Annotated in this window: 11 protein-coding genes and 1 riboswitch; of the genes, 4 read left to right on the top strand and 7 right to left on the bottom strand. The window is 72.3% G+C overall.

Going from position 1 to position 18,692, the window contains the following annotated elements:
* Nucleotides 1-16: 16 nt before the first annotated feature.
* Nucleotides 17-2,905: a PAS domain S-box protein gene (locus NR792_RS20670; protein ID WP_375754385.1), complete on the top strand. Its 2,889-nt coding sequence runs from the start codon at nucleotides 17-19 to the stop codon at nucleotides 2,903-2,905.
* Between the two features lie 7 nt (nucleotides 2,906-2,912).
* On the opposite strand, the gene ppsA is transcribed toward NR792_RS20670, so the two are convergent.
* Nucleotides 2,913-5,270, bottom strand: a complete 2,358-nt coding sequence (gene ppsA / locus NR792_RS20665; RefSeq protein ID WP_375754384.1) for a phosphoenolpyruvate synthase — start codon at nucleotides 5,268-5,270, stop codon at nucleotides 2,913-2,915.
* 281 nt (nucleotides 5,271-5,551) lie between these two features.
* Between ppsA and NR792_RS20660 the strand changes: the two genes are divergently transcribed.
* Together NR792_RS20660 and NR792_RS20655 are read left to right on the top strand one after the other, a co-directional pair.
* The gene (locus NR792_RS20660) at nucleotides 5,552-6,904 is read left to right on the top strand and encodes a universal stress protein (RefSeq protein WP_375754383.1); all 1,353 of its coding nucleotides are present in this window, start codon (nucleotides 5,552-5,554) and stop codon (nucleotides 6,902-6,904) included.
* A gap of 8 nt (nucleotides 6,905-6,912) precedes the next feature.
* A complete protein-coding gene (locus NR792_RS20655) occupies nucleotides 6,913-8,358 on the top strand; it encodes a glycosyltransferase (protein ID WP_375754382.1) in 1,446 nt (481 codons plus the stop codon).
* 4 nt (nucleotides 8,359-8,362) lie between these two features.
* On the opposite strand, the gene NR792_RS20650 is transcribed toward NR792_RS20655, so the two are convergent.
* The 3 genes from NR792_RS20650 to NR792_RS20640 all read right to left on the bottom strand — a co-directional run bounded on the left by NR792_RS20650 (nucleotide 8,363) and on the right by NR792_RS20640 (nucleotide 13,471).
* The gene (locus tag NR792_RS20650; RefSeq protein ID WP_375754381.1) at nucleotides 8,363-11,146 is read right to left on the bottom strand and encodes a cation-translocating P-type ATPase; all 2,784 of its coding nucleotides are present in this window, start codon (nucleotides 11,144-11,146) and stop codon (nucleotides 8,363-8,365) included.
* An 86-nt stretch (nucleotides 11,147-11,232) separates the two neighbouring features.
* A complete protein-coding gene (locus NR792_RS20645; RefSeq protein WP_375754380.1) occupies nucleotides 11,233-12,048 on the bottom strand; it encodes an SDR family NAD(P)-dependent oxidoreductase in 816 nt (271 codons plus the stop codon).
* Between the two features lie 103 nt (nucleotides 12,049-12,151).
* A complete protein-coding gene (locus tag NR792_RS20640; RefSeq protein ID WP_375754379.1) occupies nucleotides 12,152-13,471 on the bottom strand; it encodes an alpha/beta fold hydrolase in 1,320 nt (439 codons plus the stop codon).
* Nucleotides 13,472-13,670: 199 nt separating this feature from the next.
* Nucleotides 13,671-13,743, top strand: a riboswitch (S-adenosyl-L-homocysteine riboswitch).
* Nucleotides 13,744-13,835: 92 nt separating this feature from the next.
* Between NR792_RS20640 and ahcY the strand changes: the two genes are divergently transcribed.
* Nucleotides 13,836-15,266, top strand: a complete 1,431-nt coding sequence (gene ahcY / locus NR792_RS20635; RefSeq protein WP_375754378.1) for an adenosylhomocysteinase — start codon at nucleotides 13,836-13,838, stop codon at nucleotides 15,264-15,266.
* Nucleotides 15,267-15,330: 64 nt separating this feature from the next.
* On the opposite strand, the gene sthA is transcribed toward ahcY, so the two are convergent.
* The 3 genes from sthA to NR792_RS20620 form a co-directional block, all read right to left on the bottom strand.
* Nucleotides 15,331-16,728 (bottom strand): Si-specific NAD(P)(+) transhydrogenase, encoded by a 1,398-nt coding sequence (gene sthA / locus NR792_RS20630; RefSeq protein ID WP_375754377.1) that lies wholly within the window; start codon nucleotides 16,726-16,728, stop codon nucleotides 15,331-15,333.
* 93 nt (nucleotides 16,729-16,821) lie between these two features.
* Nucleotides 16,822-18,009 carry a PPC domain-containing protein gene (locus NR792_RS20625; protein WP_375754376.1) on the bottom strand — a complete coding sequence of 396 codons (1,188 nt, stop codon included), beginning with the start codon at nucleotides 18,007-18,009 and terminating at the stop codon, nucleotides 16,822-16,824.
* A 186-nt stretch (nucleotides 18,010-18,195) separates the two neighbouring features.
* The gene (locus NR792_RS20620) at nucleotides 18,196-18,651 is read right to left on the bottom strand and encodes a cupin domain-containing protein (protein ID WP_375754375.1); all 456 of its coding nucleotides are present in this window, start codon (nucleotides 18,649-18,651) and stop codon (nucleotides 18,196-18,198) included.
* Nucleotides 18,652-18,692: the final 41 nt, after the last annotated feature.

The raw sequence follows: 18,692 nt of genomic DNA, 5'->3' as shown, positions 1-18,692 counted from the left end.
TTCTCACAGGGGTGTCATGCGGATCCCTGTTCCGGTCAGTCGCCTGCCCTGGCCCCTGGTGGCCGCGCGCGCCCGTCCAGGCCGTCCACTCCGGCTCGCGCGGGTGCTCGCGAGGTCCGTGCCCGTCGCGAGCGGGTTCGCCGTCCTGGTGGGCGCGCTCATGCTGCTCGGCCAGGCCCTGCCATTCCCGGAGCCCGTCCCGGCGGACGAAAGCCTTGCGTCCACCGGCGAGGCCTGGGGCCTCGTCGCGGCGGGGGGCGGGCTCTGGCTGCTTCATGCCGAAGCGGCGCGCGGATGGCGGCGGCGCACGGTGGGGTGGACCCTGGCGACGGTGACCGTCCTCCTGGGCGTCGCGGGGCTCATCCGTCATGCCACGGGAAGCGAGGTGGGCCTGCTGCTCACGGGGCTGTCGCTCGGGATGCTGCATGTCCGCACGCGCCAGGGGTGGCACCCCGCGCGGTGGCTGGCCTCCGGTGCCCTGCTGCTCGCGGCCTGGCGCCTCATCAGCGGGCTGTACCAGGAGCACTGGTTCGGGCTGGCGCCGCTGCACGTGGCGGAGGGGCCCCCCTCGCCGCTGGGGCTCCCCATGGCGCTCGCCCTGCTGCTGCTGTCGGTGGGCGTCCTCTCCATCCATCCAGAGCGGGGACTGATGCACGCGCTGCTGCGGGACGACCTGGGAGGCCAGTCGGCGCGGCGGCTCCTGCTCGCGGTCCTGTTCATCGTTCCCGTGGCGGGCGCCATCCGGCTCCTGGGAGAGCGGCTGGGGCTCTACGGGACGGCGGCGGGCACCACGTTCTTCGTGCTCCTGACCATGACGGCCATCCTCGCCGTGTCCCTCTGGAACGCGAACACCCTCTCGCGGCTGGACGCGAGCCGGCGGCGGGCGGAGCAGTCGCTGCGGCTGTCGGAGGCGCGCTTCAGCGGCATCGTCACGAATGCCGCGGACGCCGTCATCTCCATCGACCAGGCGCAGCGCATCGTCCTGTTCAACCGGAGCGCCGAGCGCATCTTCGGCTATTCCGCGCAGGAGGCCCTGGGGCAGCCGCTCGACCTGCTCCTGCCCGAAAGCCTGCCGGCGCTCCACGCGCGGCACGTGCGCCACTTCGCGCAGGGACTGGAGACGTCCCGGCACATGGGCGAGCGGCTGCCCATCCTCGGCCGGCGCAAGGCCGGGGAGCCGTTCCCCGCGGAGGCCAGCATCTCCAAGCTGGACGTGGAGGGCACCCGGCTGCTCACCGTCATCCTGCGCGACATCAGCGAGCGCCGGAAGGCGGAGGACGAGCTGCGCCTGAGCGAGGAGCGCTTCCGGACCGCGTTCGAGGGGGCACCCGTCGGCATGGCGCTGGTGGACCTGCGGGGCCGCTTCCTCCACGTCAACGCGGCGCTCTGCGACCTCGTCGGCTACTCCCGCGAGGAGCTGCTCCACCGGTCGTTCCAGGACCTCACCGTGCCGGAGGACCTGGCCGTGGACCAGGAGAACGCCGCGCGGATGCGCCGCGGTGAAATCGACTCCTTCCAGCGGGAGAAGCACTACGTGCGCAAGGACGGCCGGCGCATCGCCCTCATCGTCTGGGGTGCGGTGGTGCGCGACGCGCGGGGAAGACCCATCCACTTCGTCTCGCAGATGCAGGACATCACGGCGCGCCAGGAGCTGGAGCAGGCGTCGCGCTTCCTGGCGGACGTGGGACCGCGGCTCGCGGAGTCGCTGGCGTCCCGGACGACGCTGGCCACCGTGACGACGCTCGCCGTGCCGGCGCTGGCGGATGGGTGCGTGGTGGCCAGCCTGGACGCGGACGGGCGCATCCAGCGGGTGGAGAGCGCGGCCGAGGATCCGCGGACGGCGGCGCGGCTGAAGTCGCTGACCACGGCGTACGGGCCGAACCCCTTCCCCCCGGCGGGCATCGTCGCCTTCGTGCTGCGCACGGGCCAGCCGGTGCTGCTGCCGGAGGTCCCGCCAGAGGTGCTCGAAACGTCCGCGCTGAACGCCGAGCACCTGGAGCAGCTGCGCCTGCTGGAGCTCCAGTCGCTCATCATCGTGCCGCTGCGCAGCCGGGGGCGGAACCTGGGGGCCCTCATCCTCGCGACGTACGGCTCCGGGCGCCGCTACGGGGCCCGGGACCTGGACCTGGCCGAGGAGCTGGCCCGCCGCGCCGCGCTCGCCCTGGACAACGCCCGCCTGTTCGAGAGGTCCCGGCAGGCGAGCCGCATGCGCGACGAGGTCCTGCGCATCGTGGCCCACGACCTGCGCGCCCCGCTCAACGTCATCCAGCTCAGCGCCGGGATGCTGGAGAAGGGCCTGCCTCCCGGCAATGGCACCCGGCGGCACCTGGACACCCTCCAGCGGTCGGTCCAGCGGGCGAACCGGCTCATCCAGGACCTGCTGGACGTGGCGCGGATGGAGGGGGGCGTCCTGTCGGTGGAGCGGGAGCCCCTGGGGGTGGCGCCGCTCGTCCAGGAAGCCGTGGAGCAATACCGCGCGCTCGCGGAGGCGAAGCCCCTGCGGCTGGTGGCCCACGTGCCGGAGGACCTGCCCTGCGTCCTGGCGGACCGGGAGCGGGTGCTGCAGATCCTCTCCAACCTGCTGGGCAACGCGTTCAAGTTCACGCCCGAGGGAGGCTGCATCGCCCTGCGCGTCCTGCCGGAGGGAGGACAGGTCCGCTTCGAGGTGAGCGACACGGGCCCCGGCATCCCCGCGGAGGACCTGCCGCACATCTTCGAGCGCTTCTGGCAGGCCGGGCCCAAGCGCAGGGAGGGCGCGGGGCTGGGGCTCGCCATCGTGAAGGGGTTGGTGGCGGCCCATGGCGGGCAGGTGGGCGTGGAGAGCACGCCCGGCGCGGGGAGCACGTTCTCCTTCACGCTGCCCGCGGGCTGGTCCGCCGGGGTGCACGCCGGGGCGCACATCTGACGCGTGCCTACCCGCGCAAGGCGGCCTCCAGCAGCACCCGCCGCTCCGCCGCCGCGATGACCCTTCGCGTGGCGCCGACGGCCGCGGGGTCCACGGACACGGAGGTGATGCCCGCGCGGACCAGGTGCTCCGCGAAGGCGGGGCGGTTGGAGGGGGCCTGGCCGCACAGGGAGGACGTGATGCCCGCGGCGTGGCAGGCCCGGATGATGCGGACGATGGCGTCCAGCACCGCCGCGTCCTCCTCGTCGAAGAGCTCCGCGCACAGCTCCGAGTCCCGGTCCACGCCGAGCATGAGCTGCGTCAGGTCATTGGACCCGATGGAGACGCCGCGGATGCCCATGCGCGCGTACTCGGGGATGCGGTAGACGACGGAGGGCACCTCCGCCATCACCCAGCGCTCCAGCCCGCGCTGCCGTCCCAGCGGGCTTGCGTCCACGGCCTCCAGGCACGCCTCCAGCTCCCACTTCGTCCTGACGAAGGGAATCATCAGGTGGAGGTTGGGCGTCTCCTCGCGCACGCGGGCGAGCGCCTCCAGCTCCAGCCGGAACACCTCGGGCTCGCGCAGGTAGCGGTAGCAGCCCCGGAAGCCAATCATGGGGTTGGACTCGGTGGCCTCGAAGTCGCTTCCGCCCTCCAGCCCCCGGAACTCGTTCGTGCGGAAGTCCGTGGTCCGGTACACCACCGGGCGGCCCCGGAAGGCGCGGGTGATGGACAGCAGCGCGCCGGACATCCGCTCGACGAACTCGCGGCCCCTGCCCTCGGTGATGAGCTTTCGCGGGTGCACGCCGCCCAGGGCCTCGGTGAGCATGAACTCCGCCCTCAGCAGTCCCACGCCGTCCACCGGGAGCGCCGCCGCCTCCTCGGCTTGCCCTGGCAGGGCCAGGTTCACGTACAGCCGCGTGCCCAGCGCTTCCGGCGCGGCGGCTTCGCGCCGCAGCGGCGCGCCTGCTGTTGCCCGCGGTCCCGCCTCGGCGCCGGACGGCACCGCCGGGGCGCGGCCCTCTCGCACGGTGCCGGTGGCGCCATCCACGGTGACCTCCTCCCCGTCGCGCAGGACCTTCGTGGCGGTGCGCGTGCCCACCACGCAGGGCTTGCGCAGCTCGCGGCTGACGATGGCCGCGTGGCACGTCATGCCGCCACTGTCGGTGACGACCGCCGCCGCGCGCCGCAGCGCGGGCACCCAGTCCGGGGACGTCATGGGCGCCACCAGGATTTCCCCCGCCTCCAGCCGCGAGCCCTCCCGCGCCTCACGCAGCACGCGCACGCGGCCGGACACGGTGCCGGGGGACGCGCCCAGCCCGGACACGAGCGGCCTTCCCGGGGAGGCCACGGGGCCAGGCTCGCTGGGAGCCTCGCCGGGGGCCGCGCCCACGGTCGTCACCGGACGCGACTGGACCAGGTAGAACCGGCCGTCCTGCTCCGCCCATTCGATGTCCTGGGGCGCGCCGTAGAGCCGCTCCACGCGCAGCCCCAGCCGCGCCAGCTCCAGCACCTCCGCGTCCGTGAGGACGCGGGCCCGGGCGCGCTCCGGCGGGAGCACCTCGCGCTTCTCGCGGCCCTCCCCGTCGCGCACCCACTGGAAGGCCTTCACGCCCACGCGCGTCTCCAGCAGGCGCGGGCCCGTCCGGTCCACGACGTAGGTGTCGGGCTCCACCTGGCCGCCCACGACGACCTCACCCAGGCCGAAGGCGCTCTCGATGACGATGTGCCGCGGGTTGCCGCTGGCGGGGTCCACGGTGAACATGACGCCCGAGCGCGCCGAGTCCACCATGGACTGCACCACCACGGCGATCTCCGGCTCCTCCGTGAGCCCCTGCGCCTTGCGGTAGGCCACCACGCGCTCGCCGTAGGCGGACGCCCAGCACGCGCGCAGCCGGTCGAGGAGCGCGTCGTCGCCCACCACGTTGGTGAACGACTCGTGCATCCCCGCGAAGGACGTGGTGGCGGTGTCCTCGGAGGTGGCCGACGAGCGGACGGCCACGGCGGGGCACTCCTGCAGCTGGTGGTACGACGCGAGCACGGCGATGCGCAGCCAGTCAGGCAGCGGGGCCCGGAGCACCACGTCGCGCAGGTCCTGCGTGAGGCGGGCGAGCGACCGCGGCTCGTCCGGATCCACGCGGCTCCACAGCTCGCGCAGCCGGTCGCGCACGGGCTCCATCGCGGAATGGAAGGCGGCGGCGGTGATGACGAACCCGCGGGGCACGGGCAGTCCGGCGCGGGTCAGCTCGCCCAGGTTGGCGCCCTTGCCGCCGGCCTGGGCCACGTCCTCCCGGGACAGCGCGTCGAACCAGAGGATGGAGGCGGGCGGCATCCGCTGGGATGCTGGCTCCCGGGCAAGCGGCTCCACATCGAGGGACGGGTCCATGGTCGCGGCTCCTGGCGCGGAAGAAGAGGGAAGGCCTCATCCCGTGGGGGCCAGCGGGACGGTGCGGCCGCGCTCCGTTTGAAGCTGGGCCTGTCGCGTCCGGAACGCAGGCCACCACGCGCGGGAGGCGGGCGCGCACCGGTGGGCGCCGACGCGAGGCCCTGACCGGCCCCCCGCACCTCCCCCGGGGGCCTTGCGCCCGCGGGCCCCGGGCCAGACGTTCCGCTCGGGGGCTCCTCTTCGCGGCGCTCGGAGGGCAAGCCACCCGGAAAGGGGGCGGCATGGCCATCGTCGTCGGAACCGACTTCTCGGAGCACGCCCAGGGCGCCGTCCGCGTCGCGGCCGCCATCGCGAGGAAGACGGGCGTGCCGCTGTCGCTCGTGCATGCCGCGGAGCCCCGCATGCTCCGGCGGGACTGGCCGGCCGAGCACGACGGTGCCATCCCCGAGCTCGAAGCGCGGCTCGAGGCCGAGGCCGCCCCGCTGCGCCGCGAGGGCCTGAGCGTGGAGCCGCGGGTGCGGCTGGGCCTGCCGGACGAGGCGCTCGTCGCGCACGCCGAGCAGCTGCGGGCGCGGCTGATTGTCACGTCGGCCCTGGGCTGGCGCTCGGAGAAGCGCTGGCGGCTGGGCAGCATCGCGGCGCGCGTCGCGCAGGCCGCGCACTGCCCGTTCCTGATGGTCCGCCTGGCCGCGCCCTTCCTCGAGTGGTGCGAAGGTCGGCGCCCCCTGCGCGTCACCGTGGCGGACGACTTCTCCCAGAGCGCGGAGGTCGCGCTGCGCTGGCTCCCGGAGCTGCGCCGCGCGGGCCCCGTGGAGCTGACGGTCGCCCACGTCTACAACCCCGCCACGGAGTACGGACGGCTCGGGCTGTACCGCGCGGAGCAGGGGCCGCCGGGGGTGGAGGCCATCCTGGAGCGGGACCTGCGCGAGCGCCTGGCGCGCATCGGGGAGCCCCGGGCGGAGCTCCGGATGGCCATGAGCTACGGGAGCGTGGTGGAGCCGCTCGCCACGCTGGCGCAGGAGGCGAAGGCGGACCTGCTGCTGCTGGGCACCCACCAGCGCCGGGGGATGCGGCGCATGTGGCACGGCTCCGTGTCGCTCCCCTCGCTCCAGCTCGCGCCGGTGGCGGCGGTCGCGTGCGTGCCGGTGGAGGGACCGCGGGAGGCCGCGGTGCCCATGGACATCCCGTCCATCCAGCGCGTCCTCGTCTCGACGGACTTCTCGCGGCTGGCGAACCTGGCCATCCCCCACGCGCTGTCGCTGCTGCCCCGGGGCGGGGAGCTCATCCTGGCGCACGTCATCGAGTCCCCCCTCCCCGTCGTCTACGCGGACTTCTGGCCCGCGGTGACGCTGGGCGACGCGGGGGACGAGGAGGCGCTGCGGCGCCAGCTGGAGGCCCTGGTTCCCGGCGAAGCGGCCCGGCGGGGCGTCACCGTCCGGGTGGAGCTGCTGTCGGGGGTCCAGGCCGCGCAGGCCCTCTGCCAGGCCGCGGAGCGGTACGCGGCGGACATCTTCTGCCTGGGCTCCCATGGACGGACGGGCGTGCTCCGCGCGGTGCTCGGGTCCGTGGCCCAGGAGGTCGTGGCCCGGAGCCGCCGGCCGGTGCTGGTGGTCAAACACCCGGCGCTGCCGTGACGGCCTCCATGCTCAAGCCCTTCGAGGTCCACGTGCAGGCCGGCTCACTGGCGCGGTTCCAGCCGGAGCTCACGGCGGCGGAGTGGCAGGCGCTCCAGCTGAACGCGGAGCATGCCCGGGAGCTCATGCGGGGCCGCACGTTCTGGAACGTGAACTCCACGGACCGGGGCGGCGGGGTGGCGGAGATGCTGCCCCGGCTGCTCGCCTACGCGCGGGGCGCGGGGGTGGACACGCGCTGGATGGTGCTGGAGGGCACGCCCGACTTCTTCCGCATCACCAAGCGGCTGCACCATGCGCTGCATGGCTCGCCGGGGGACGGCTCGCCGCTGGGGCCCGCGGAGCGCGCCTGCTACGACGAGGTGCTTCGCGACAACGCGGAGGAGCTGCTCGTCCTGGTGCGCTCGGGGGACGTGGTCCTGCTGCACGACCCGCAGACCGCGGGGCTGGCCCCGGCGCTCGCCGCCGTGGGGGCCCGGGTGGTCTGGCGGTGCCACATCGGGCGGGACTCACCCAACGCGGAGGTGGAGGAGGCGTGGGCCTTCCTCGCGCCGGGGCTCGCCGCCGCGCGGCTCGCGGTCTTCTCCCGTGCCGCCTACGTGCCGCCGCTGCTCGCGGACCGCTCGGTCGTCATCCCGCCGTCCATCGACATCTTCGCGGTGAAGAACCAGCCCCTGGCGCCGGAGGTCGCGCGCGCCATCCTGGGCCACACCGGGCTCCTGGGCCTGACGCCGGGCCTCCCCGAGCCCGTCTTCACCCGGACGGACGGGGTGCCGGCCCGGGTGTCGCGCGGAGCGGACATCGTGCGGCTGGGCACCGCGCCCGCGCCGGACGCGCCGCTGGTGGTGCAGGTGTCGCGGTGGGACTCGCTGAAGGACCCGGTGGGCGTGCTGCGGGGCTTCGCGCTGCTCCTGCGGCAGTCGCCCTGCCTTCGCGCGGAGCTGGTGCTCGCCGGCCCCTCGGTGACGTCCGTCACGGATGATCCCGAAGGGGCGGCCACGTTCGAGTCCGTCCTCGGCGCGTTGCGCGAGCAGCCGCGCCTGCTGCGCCAGCGCGTCCACCTGGCCTGCCTGCCCATGGTGGACCTGGAGGAGAACGCCGCCATCGTCAACGCGCTCCAGCGGCAGGCGGCGGTGGTGGTGCAGAAGAGCCTGCGGGAGGGCTTCGGGCTCACCGTCACGGAGGCCATGTGGAAGGCGCGGCCCGTGGTGGCCAGCGCGGTGGGCGGCCTCCAGGACCAGGTGCGCCACGAGGTGGATGGCCTGCTCGTGCGGGACCCGTCCTGCCTGCCGGAGTTCGCCGCCGCCGTGCGCAGGCTCCTGGACGACCCGCTCCTGTCGCTCCGCCTGGGCGCCCAGGCCCACGAGCACGTGCGCTCCCGCTTCACCGCCGTCCGCCACCTCACCGACTTCGCGGCCCTGCTGCGGGAGCTGGACGTGCGCGCGGACGCTTCGTAGCGGCTCAGGTGGCGCCCACGCTCCGTCCCGCCTCCTGACGCCGGGAGCGCAGCCACTTCTCCAGGCCCACGACGGGCAGCACGCAGGCGCCCACCAGCACCGAGCGCGCGATGTCCCCCAACGACAGCGGCGCGGAGCCGAAGAGGCGCTGGAAGAAGGGCACGTACATGAAGGCGGCCTGGAGCACCACCAGCGCCGCGATGCCCACGAACACGGTGCGGTTGCTGGTGAAGCCCACCTCGCGCGTGGAGCCCGTCAGCGCGCGGCACAGCCACAGGTAGAAGATTTGAAAGCTGACCACGGTGTTGACGGCCATGGTGCGCGCCTCGGCCAGGGCGTACCCGCTGGAGGCCGCGCGGGTGCCGCCCTGGCGCTCGAACTCCCAGAGGAACAGCCCGATGGCGCCCGCCGCCATCAGCAGGGCGACCAACCCGGTGCGCATCACCACGAAGCGGCTCAGGACGGGCGTGTCCGGCGCGCGCGGCGGGCGGCGCATGACGTGGCGCTCCTTCGCCTCGAAGGCCAGGGGCAGCGCCAGCGTGACGGTGGCCACCAGGTTGATCCACAAGAGCTGCGTGGGGCGCATGGCCAGCAGCGGCTCGCGCACGCCGCCGGCCTCCTGCAGGGGGAAGAACGTCACGCCCAGCATGAGGATGAGGGCGAGCCCCAGGTTGGTGGGCAGCACGAAGGCGAGCGACTTGACGAGGTTGTCGTAGACGCGGCGGCCCTCCTCCACGGCGGCGACGATGGTGGCGAAGTTGTCGTCCGTCAGCACCAGGTCCGCGGCCTCGCGGGACACCGCCGTGCCGGTGATGCCCATGGCCACGCCGATGTCCGCCTGCTTGAGCGAGGGCGCGTCGTTGACGCCGTCGCCCGTCATGGCCACCACGTGCCCCTGCGCCTGGAGCGCGCTCACCAGCCGCAGCTTGTGCTCGGGGGCCAGGCGCGCGAACACGTTCGTGTCCTTCACCGCCTGGGCCAGCTCCGCGTCGTTCATGCTGGCCAGGTGCGCGCCGGTGAGGCCCGGGTGTCCCGGGGAGTGGATGCCCAGCTGCAGGCCAATGGCCTCCGCCGTGCCCAGGTGGTCGCCGGTCATCATCTTCACGCGGATGCCCGCGGCGTGGCAGCCCTTCACGGAGGCCACGGCCTCCTCGCGCGGCGGGTCGATCATCCCCTGCAGGCCCAGCAGCGTGAAGCCGTCCTCCACGTCCTGGGGGCGCAGCGCGTCCGCCCGGGGCATGCCCTTGCGCGCGAAGGCGAGCACGCGCAGCCCCTGCCGCGCCATGCGCTCCACCTCCGTCAGCACGGTGTCCCGGTCCGTCCCCGGTCCGCAGCGGCGCAGCACCACCTCCGGGGCGCCCTTCAGGAACAGCTCGCCGCGCGCCTCCGGGCCGTCCGCGTGGAGGGCGGCCATGAACTGGTGTTCGGATTCGAAGGGGATGGCGTCCAGGCGGGGATGGCGCTCGCGCGCTTCCGTCACGCCCAGGCCCACCTTCTTCGCGGCGAAGAGCAGCGCGCCCTCGGTGGGGTCGCCCGTCATGCCCCAGCGCCCCTCGCGCGGCTGGAGGTCGGCCTCGTTGCAGAGCACGCCCGCGAGCAGCAGCGCGTGCACGTCCCCGGGCAGCTCCTCCACGGGGCGCCCGTTGCGCAGGAGCTGTCCTGTCGGGGTATGGCCCACGCCGGTGAGCGCGTAGTGCCCGCGCCCGGTCCACAGCGCCTGCACGGTCATCTCGTTGCGGGTGAGGGTGCCGGTCTTGTCGGTGCAGATGACGGTGGTGCTGCCCAGCGTCTCCACGGCGGGCAGCTTGCGGATGACGGCGCGGCGGGCCGCCATGCGTTGCACGCCGATGGCCAGGGCGATGGTGACGATGGCGGGCAGGCCCTCCGGGATGGCGGCCACCGCCAGGGTGATGGCCACCAGCACGGCGTCGCTGAAGGCATAGCCCCGGAACATCCCCACCCCCAGCAGCACGGCGGACAGCACGACGATGCCGGCCGAGATGACGCGGCCCAGCCGGGCCAGCTCGCGCGTGAGCGGCGTGCTCAGGTCCGCGGCCTGCTCCATGAGGTGGGAGATGCGGCCCAGCTCCGTGGCGCCGCCGGTGGCCACCACCACGGCGGTGGAGGTGCCGGACGTCACCAGCGTGCCGCCGAAGGCGAGGCTCGCCCGGTCTCCCAGCACCGCGTCCCCGGCGACGGCCGCGACGTGCTTGCTGGAGGGGACGGACTCTCCGGTGAGCGCGGCCTCCTCCACCTGGAAGTTGCGGGAGCGCAACAGGCGCAGGTCCGCGGGCACGCGGTCGCCGGACGCGAGCTGCACGACGTCACCGGGGACGAGCTCCGCGGCGGGCCGTGCCACGGGGTGTCCGTCCCGCAGCACCTGCGCGGTCTCCGGCACCATGTGGTTCAGCGCCTCGATGGCCCGGCCCGCGCGGTACTCCTGCACGAAGCCGATGACGGTGTTGAGGACCACGACGGCCGCCACGACCAGCCCGTCCGTCACCTTGCCCAGCAGGATGGCCAGTCCCGCCGAAGCGATGAGGACCCAGATGAGCGGGCTGTCGATCTGCCGCCACAGCAGCTTCCACGCGCTGTCCGGCCGCGAGCGCTCCAGCACGTTGGGGCCGTGGCGCGCAAGCCGCTCCCGGGCCGCCTCCTCCGTCAGCCCCTGGGGCGCGCTGGAGAGCCGCTCCAGCACGGCCTCCGGGGGCAGCGCATGCCACGGCACGGAGGGCGCGTCGGGGGCACGAAGGCCGGCCTGCTTCCTGGGGTGTGACGGCTCCTGCATGGCGTGCCTCCCACGGGGAAGCTGGCCACGCCCGCGCGCGGAAGGGGCCTGAGGAGGCGCCAGGCCTCCACGGGCAGGGCTGTCCGTCAGCGCGACGCGAGCAATTGCGCGGTGGTGTCCCGCAGCGCCTGCCGCGTGGCCGCGTCCTGCGTGACGGCGGGCCACGGCTGCTCGGCTTCTTCCATCAGCCAGCGGGCATCCCCCGGAGGGGACCAGCGCTCCCGCTGGAGGATGCGCGCGAGCCGCGCGGCGCAGACCTCCGGGCGCTCCCAGGCGCGCTTCACCTGGGACAGCAGCCAACCCACGAGCCCCGGCCGCGCGGCCAGGTCCGTGCGCACCACGCCCGGGTGGAGCACCACCACGTCCACCTCCGGGTGCGCGGCGGCGACGTCCCGCATGGCCAGCGCGAAGCACAGCTTGGTGTTGCAGTAGGTGCGGAGGCTGGAGAAGTCCTCGCCCGTGGGGGTGCGCGCGGCATCGAAGCGGCCCATGACGAGGAGGCCTCCGCTCACCACCAGGATGCGCCGCAGCCGGCCGGCTTCCAGCAGCGAGCGCTGCATCACCAGCGGCCCCAGGTGGTTGGTGACGAACGACGTCTCCAACCCGTCCGCGTTGAGTACCCGCTGTGACGGCCACAGCCCCGCGTTGTGCACGAGCGTCGCCCCCGGCGTGACGAGCTCCGCCAGGCGCTCGCCCAGCTTCCGCGCCCCCTCCACCGTCCCCAGGTCCCCCGGCACCGCCAGGGCCTGACCGCCAAGGCGTTCGACGTCCGCCGCCAGCGCCTGGAGCCGGCCTGCGTCACGAGCCACGAGCAGCAGCCGCTGGTCCCTGGCCGGAGCCAGCGCCAGGGCCAATGCATGTCCAATCCCACGGGAGGCACCGGTCAGGATGAGGTCTGTCATGCTCCCAGCCTGACAGGGTGCGCTCGGGGATTGAAGGTCGGCGTGCCCATCACGCGCGCGCCAGGCCTGGCTGTCTGTGATTGGGCCACGGCGCGGGCCCCCGCTAGCGGGCCGGGGACGCGGGCACTGACGGCGGCGTCCCGGGGGGCGGGTCGATGAGCTGGCAGGAGCTGAGCACGGGCCCCGTGGGGGCCTCACCGGTGAGCCGCTGCTTCAGCCAGGCCAGGGTTCCGGGAAGGTCATCCCCCAGCACGCCGAAGTGGTCCGCCACCGGGCACCCGACGTACTCCAGCTGGGCCCCGCGGCTGATGAGCCCCGCGCTCACGAGCGCGGTCTGGGCGGGGTTGATGCGCTCGTCCTGTGCACCCTGGACGAGCCGCACGGGCGTGGTGAGGGTCAGCACGCCGGGCTCCATCGCGCGGAGCTGGGCGCTCAGCTTCAGCCTGGGCGCGTCCGGCTTGAGGACGTTCCCCGCCGGAACGAGGCCGCCCCAGGAGCCTGGCTCGCTCAGCTCCACACGGCACTGCGTGTCGACGTTCGCGTACAACCGCTGGGCACCGGCCTGGAGGATGTCCTCCGGCGTCAGCTCGGAGGGGTTGCCCGCGATGGCGCCCGTCAGGAACAGGGGCATGAACGCGGAGTTGGGGTTCGCCTTCGGCTGGACCGTGCCCGCGTAGAACAGCGTCTCCATGTTGGCGGCCGGCGCGTAGGCCACCACGCCCACCAGCTCCAGGCCGTCTGCCTTCAGCCGCTCGGGCGCCCTCGCCGCGGCGAACAGCGCGGCCTGTCCGCCCTGCGAGTGCCCCACGATGGCGAACTTCTTCGACAGCCTTCCGCCATGCAGCGCATGCGCGGCGCGCACGATGTCCAGCACGCCGTAGGCCTCGGAGTTGCCCAGCAGGTACGGGTGCCGTCCCTTCGTCCCCAGGCCCTCGTAGTCCGTCATGACGACGGCCCAGCCCTGCTTCAGGAACTGGTTGAGCAGCCGGTGCGGAGCCTGGTTGTAGTAACGGGGGGTCGCGCCCAGCTCGTCCCGCGACGGCGCGCACTTGTCCGCGATGCCCAGCGTCCTGTGCGCCCACGTCACGACGGGCCAGCCCCCCGTGGGGGCGTCTCCCTCCGGCACCGCGATGATGCCCGACACGGCGATGGGGGCCTCGCCCGGTCCCCCGCTGTTCGACAGGTAGAGCACGCGCTCGTTCCGCGAGGTGTCCTCCAACGCGGCCGGCCCCGTGAGCGGTTCGTGGGCGAGCACATGGCCGGGCGCCTCGTTCGGAAGCGGGGAGGGGGGCCGGTAGAACTCGCGCACGTCCCAGTCGATGTCCCCCTCCCGGGGTGTCGGGGGGCCCCGGTGCGCACAGGCGGAGGGGAGGACGGCGAGCGCGGCCAGCGCCCACAGCGAGCGGTGCGAGGCGGACATCATGACTCCTGGGAAAAGTGGAATCCGAAGATTCCGTGACAGCCCCTTCGCGTGCCCATGGCCTGGAAGGGCAGGTCCTCCCACTCCCCAGGACACCCCCTCCGGTTGTCCGCCAGGACACCTCCAGGTGCGACTTCCGGCTGTCCTCCAGAAAGGCAATCTCCCTTTGAAATTCGGGGCGCCTTCCCGTAGTTTCCCCCGCGACTTCGAGGAGCGTTGCGAGGCCTTCCCGGCCCCAGGCTCGAAGCCGAATGACCCAACGGCGCTCACCTGTACGCGTTTCTTGCGAGGGTGAGGCGGCCTTTCTTTCCAGGGCGCGGCCTCTTTCTTGTCAGCACGGCGCGCCCCCTGGATCCGGAGCCACACCATGACCGCGGTTACCAAGCAGCAGAATCACGACTACGCCATCGCCGACCTCAAGCTCGCCAGCTGGGGCCGCAAGGAGATCCGCATCGCCGAGAGCGAGATGCCCGCGCTCATGGCGATCCGCGAGGAGTACGCGAAGCAGCAGCCGCTCAAGGGCGCGCGCGTCACGGGCTCCCTGCACATGACCATCCAGACGGCCGTGCTGGTGGAGACGCTCCAGGCGCTGGGCGCGCAGGTGCGCTGGGCCTCGTGCAACATCTTCTCCACGCAGGACCACGCCGCCGCCGCGCTGGTGGAGGCCGGCACCCCGGTGTTCGCCCACAAGGGCGAGTCCCTCAAGGAGTACTGGGACTTCACCCACCGCATCTTCGAGTTCGGCCCCGCCGGCAGCGACCACGAGGGTCCGAACATGATCCTCGACGACGGCGGTGACGCCACGCTGCTCATGCACCTGGGCAAGCGCGCGGAGAAGGACCTGTCCGTCATCGCCAACCCCCAGAGCGAGGAGGAGACGGAGCTGTACGCCTCCATCAAGGCCAAGCTCGCCGAGGACGCCACCTGGTACTCGCGCAAGAGCGCGAAGATTCTCGGCGTCACCGAGGAGACGACCACGGGCGTGCACCGCCTCCAGGAGATGTCCAACAAGGGCACGCTCCTGTTCCGCGCCATCAACGTCAACGACAGCGTGACGAAGAGCAAGTTCGACAACCTCTACGGCTGCCGTGAGTCCCTGGTGGACGGCATCAAGCGCGCCACGGACGTGATGGTGGCCGGGAAGATCGCCGTCGTCGCGGGCTACGGCGACGTGGGCAAGGGCTCCGCGCAGGCCCTGCGCGCGCTGTCCGCCCAGGTGTGGGTGACCGAAATCGACCCCATCTGCGCGCTCCAGGCCGCGATGGAGGGCTACCGCGTCGTGACCATGGACTACGCCGCGGACAAGGCGGACATCTTCGTCACCGCCACGGGCAACAAGTCCGTCATCACCCATGAGCACATGGCCAAGATGAAGGACCAGGCCATCGTCTGCAACATCGGCCACTTCGACAACGAGATCGAGGTCGCCTCCCTGGAGAAGTACAAGTGGGAGGAGATCAAGCCCCAGGTCGACCACGTCATCTTCCCGGACAACAAGCGCATCATCCTGCTGGCCAAGGGCCGTCTGGTGAACCTGGGCTGCGGCACCGGTCACCCCAGCTACGTGATGTCCAGCTCCTTCGCGAACCAGACCATCGCGCAGATCGAGCTGTACTCGCACAGCGACAAGTACCAGGTGGGCAAGGTGTACGTGCTGCCCAAGCACCTGGATGAGAAGGTCGCCCGCCTCCAGCTCAAGAAGCTCAACGCCCAGCTCACGGAGCTCACCCCCGAGCAGGCGCAGTACATCGGCGTGCAGAAGAGCGGCCCGTACAAGCAGGACACCTACCGCTACTAGCCGCTGCCTGACGTGACACACCCGGGGCACCGTGGGCTTGAGGCCCGCGGTGCCCTTCGTGCTTTCAGAACAGCCGGTTGAGGCCGTTGAGCGCCGCCACGCGGTACGCCTCCGCCATGGTGGGGTAGTTGAAGGTCGTGTTGATGAAGTAGTCGATGCCGTTGCCCGGCCAGTCCTGCGCCATGATGGCCTGGCCGATGTGGATGATTTCGGAGGCGTTGTCCCCGAAGCAGTGGATGCCCAGGATTTCTCGCGTCTCCCGGTGGAACAGCAGCTTCAGCATGCCCACGGTGCGGCCGGTAATCTGCGCGCGCGCCAGGCTCTTGAAGAAGGCGTGGCCCACCTCGTAGGGGACGCCCGCCGCGGTGAGCTCGCGCTCGGTGCGGCCCAGGCTGCTGATTTCGGGGCTGGTGTAGATGCCGGTGGGGATGTCCTTCACCAGCTTGAGCTCCATCCGCCCCTCCACGATGTGCGTGGCGGCGAAGCGGCCCTGGTCATAGGAGGCGCTCGCCAGGGACGGGGCGCCCACCACGTCACCCACCGCGTAGATGTGGGGCACGGACGTCTGGTAGCCGTCGTTGACCTGGATGCACCCGCGCGAGTCCACCGCGATGCCCAGCGCCTCCAGCCCCAGGTCCTGGCTGTTGCCGGAGCGGCCGTTGGCCCAGAGGAAGACGTCCGCCTTCAGCCGCTTGCCGCTCTTGAGGTGCAGCACCACGCTGTCGTCGTGCGGCTCCACCGACACCATCTCCTCCTGGTGGCGGATGAGCACGCCCTGCTCCCGCAGGTGGTAGGAGAGGGCGTCGGAGATCTCGTCGTCCAGGAAGGACAGCAGCCGGTCGCGCGTGTTCACCAGGTCCACCTTCACGCCGAGCATCCGGAACATGGAGGCGTACTCGCAGCCGATGACGCCCGCGCCGTAGATGATCATCGACAGCGGGGACTCGCTCAGCTTGAGGATGGTGTCCGAGTCGAAGATGCGCGGGTGGCGGAAGTCCACGCCCGCGGGCCGGTAGGGCCGGGAGCCCGTGGCGATGACGAAGGCGTCCGCGGTGAGCAGCTCCATGGACCCGCGCGGCTCCGTCACCTCCACCGTGTGGGCGTCCCGGAACTTCGCGCGGCCCACCACCAGCTCCACCCGGTTGCGCTCGTAGAAGGTCGTGCGCAGCTGCACCTGCTTGGACACGACGTTGGTCGCCTTGCGCACCATGTCCTTGAAGGTGGTGTGCCGGGCCAGGTCCGCTCTCAGCTCCGGGTGGTCCAGCTGCACGTCCAGCAGCCGCTGGACGGCGTGGCGCAGGGCCTTGGAGGGGATGGTGGCGGTGTGCGTGCAGGCCCCGCCCACCAGCGCGCCCTGCTCCACGGCGCACACCTTGCGGCCGGACTTGGCCGCCTTCATCGAAGCCCCTTCACCCCCCGGACCGGAGCCGAGGACCACCACGTCGAACCGCCGAGCGCTCATGGGGCCGGAGTGTTCCCCCAACCCCGGCCCCAGGGGAAGAAATCACCCCCAGGGCCGGGCACTGCTTCACACATCAGGGTTCATGGGACGACTTCAGTAGGACGCCTGAAGCGTCAGCCCGGAGTAGTCCGAGTAGCCCTTGATCATCACGTGGTAGACGCCCGCCGTCGGGGCGTTGATGAGGCACGACTCCGTGGAGCCCGTGCCGGCGGAGCTGCAGGTGGACGTGTACTCCGTGGGCTGCGTCCCCTGGCGGACGTACAGGTCCGCGTCTCCCGTGCCGAAATACGTCTGCACGAGGAGCGAGGCCCTCCCGGCCGGCACGGTGATGGTCCAGTAGCGGTACGACCCCTGCGCGCCCGAAATGCCCGTCACCGGAACGCCGCTCGTCAGCGTGCCGGTGCCCGGGTTGCCCGTGCCGCCAGTGACATAGGACCCGCGCAGGGCCGCGCCGGTGAGCGTCATGGAGGAGTCCGCGTTGTACAGGCGCACGTGCCAGGTGCCCGCCGTGGGACTGGTGACGGTGCACGACTGGTTGTTGCCTCCGCCCGTGGTGCCCTTGCAGTCATAGGACGCCAGGGTGGGCGCGCTGCCTCGCTTCGCGTAGAGGTGGGCCATGCCACCGGAGCCGAGGTAGGTGTTGAACGTGAGGCTCGTGGCCCCCGACGGGACTTCGAGCGTGTAGTCGCAGGAGAAGGTCCCGGGAGCCGCGCTCAGGCCGTAGGTGGTGGAGTTGTTGGTGATGGGGCTGGTGCTGGTGCAGCCCGGCTGACCGGTGGTCAGGGTGTAGGTGCCCGTGATGGTCGCGCCGGAGAACGTGCTGTAGCCATACATCCGGGCGTAGTAGATGCCGGAGGACGTCACCGTGAGGGCGCAGCTCTCCGTGTTGGAGCCGCTGGCCGACTTGCAGTCGTTCGCCGCCTCCGTGGGCGTGCTTCCCCGGCGCACGTACAGGTCGCCGTCGCCGGTGCCTCCGCTGGTCTTGAACTCCACCTGGGTGGCCCCGGTGGGCACGGAGAGCTTGTAGGTGCAGGACCAGGCGCCTGCCTCCTGGCCCACGCCGGACGCGGGCACGCCGTTGCTCAGCGTGGAGGTGCTGGTGCAGTCCACGGCCTCGGCCTGGAGCCGCCGCTCCGGCGGAGGCCCCTTCTGCGTCACCGGGGCCTGTTCAACGGCCTCGGGGGCGTTCTCCAGCTCCGCCTCCGGGCCCTGCTCCAGCTCCGCGCCACAGCCCGTCAGGGCACACGTCAGCCACACCGCCGCCAAAGACTTCAATCCCATACGTTTCAAGATGTTCCTCGGTTTGTGAGAACGCTTGTCGCCCGGGGCGGCGAAAGCCTGCCCTCGCCGGGCCTCGGACAACACGAAAGCTAACAAGCGTGTCTGACATTCCGCGTGAGGCCGGCCCGCACGGAGCGCATGGGCCGGAAGGGGGCGCGGGGCGGGGGATTCTCGCGGCCTGGGAAGCTACTCGCAGGTGGCGAGGAACTCTGCGCCGTGCTCCTGGCACCAGCGGCGGTACGTCTCCAGCCGGTCCGCGGACGACACGCTCTTGAGCACCTGGCCGTCCTCGCCCAGGTATTCGATGGCGCCCTTCACGTTGATGAGCAGGACCACGGGCTCGTCGCCCACGACCTGCCAGCTGTCGACGTTGCCGGGCGGCTCATAGACATACATGCCCGGGCCAATCACCTCGCCGGTGTCGAGCAGCTGGCGGCGCCCGGAGATGTTGAATGCGTGCGTCTCGCCGGTGTGGCGGTGCTGGGGGATGCGGGTGCCGGGCTCCAGGCGGAAGAGGTACATCCAGCCGCTGCCGTCGCGGAAGAAGCGCAGCGGCTTGAACGCGAGCCCGGGCCGGCCCATGGGGATCCACGGCATGCGTTCGGGGTCGACGGGGTGGGAGGCGTAGGAGGAATGGGTCATGGCGGAAGAGTGCTCCGTCACTGGCCCGGTGGAGGGGCCAG

Origin of the sequence: Corallococcus exercitus (assembly GCF_042231735.1) — a bacterium.
Classification (GTDB): domain Bacteria; phylum Myxococcota; class Myxococcia; order Myxococcales; family Myxococcaceae; genus Corallococcus; species Corallococcus exercitus_B.
The sequence above is the reverse complement of the archived record's forward strand: the minus strand, read 5'-3'. Positions and strand labels throughout refer to the sequence as shown.

Bases quoted from the DNA above. Each gene is read 5' to 3' on its own strand.
- NR792_RS20670 (WP_375754385.1), top strand. From the start codon at position 17: ATGCGGATCCCTGTTCCGGTCAGTCGCCTGCCCTGGCCCCTGGTGGCC.
- ppsA (WP_375754384.1), bottom strand. From the start codon at position 5,270: ATGGACCCGTCCCTCGATGTGGAGCCGCTTGCCCGGGAGCCAGCATCC.
- NR792_RS20660 (WP_375754383.1), top strand. From the start codon at position 5,552: ATGGCCATCGTCGTCGGAACCGACTTCTCGGAGCACGCCCAGGGCGCC.
- NR792_RS20655 (WP_375754382.1), top strand. From the start codon at position 6,913: ATGCTCAAGCCCTTCGAGGTCCACGTGCAGGCCGGCTCACTGGCGCGG.
- NR792_RS20650 (WP_375754381.1), bottom strand. From the start codon at position 11,146: ATGCAGGAGCCGTCACACCCCAGGAAGCAGGCCGGCCTTCGTGCCCCC.
- NR792_RS20645 (WP_375754380.1), bottom strand. From the start codon at position 12,048: ATGACAGACCTCATCCTGACCGGTGCCTCCCGTGGGATTGGACATGCA.
- NR792_RS20640 (WP_375754379.1), bottom strand. From the start codon at position 13,471: ATGATGTCCGCCTCGCACCGCTCGCTGTGGGCGCTGGCCGCGCTCGCC.
- ahcY (WP_375754378.1), top strand. From the start codon at position 13,836: ATGACCGCGGTTACCAAGCAGCAGAATCACGACTACGCCATCGCCGAC.
- sthA (WP_375754377.1), bottom strand. From the start codon at position 16,728: ATGAGCGCTCGGCGGTTCGACGTGGTGGTCCTCGGCTCCGGTCCGGGG.
- NR792_RS20625 (WP_375754376.1), bottom strand. From the start codon at position 18,009: ATGGGATTGAAGTCTTTGGCGGCGGTGTGGCTGACGTGTGCCCTGACG.
- NR792_RS20620 (WP_375754375.1), bottom strand. From the start codon at position 18,651: ATGACCCATTCCTCCTACGCCTCCCACCCCGTCGACCCCGAACGCATG.